A 260-nucleotide genomic window follows, 5' to 3' on the forward strand; every position below is an offset into this window, starting at 1 on the left:
CGATGACCGCAAGCGCAAATCCCTCTACGAGATGCAGCAGCAGCGGAATTCCGGGGTCACGAAGGAAGAACGCATGGCTGCTGTCACCGCCGCGTGGAAACGCAGCGACAGCCCGAAGGCCTTCGTCCGGGCACTTGAGGAAATGGGCTATGTTCTCGCCACCGGCAAGCGGCCCTATATCCTTGTCGATCTCTACGGCGATATGAACGCTCTGCCGAAACTGATCGATGACCGCTCCGTGCGCACAAAGGATATTCGTG

Annotated in this window: 1 pseudogene; it reads left to right on the forward strand. The window is 58.8% G+C overall.

Features of this window, described 5'->3' with window-relative positions:
* Window positions 1-260: pseudogene (locus tag R0J92_RS24125) on the forward strand (hypothetical protein); the annotation flags it as partial.

The sequence above is a fragment of the Tritonibacter sp. SIMBA_163 genome (assembly GCF_046535935.1).
GTDB lineage: Bacteria > Pseudomonadota > Alphaproteobacteria > Rhodobacterales > Rhodobacteraceae > Epibacterium > Epibacterium scottomollicae.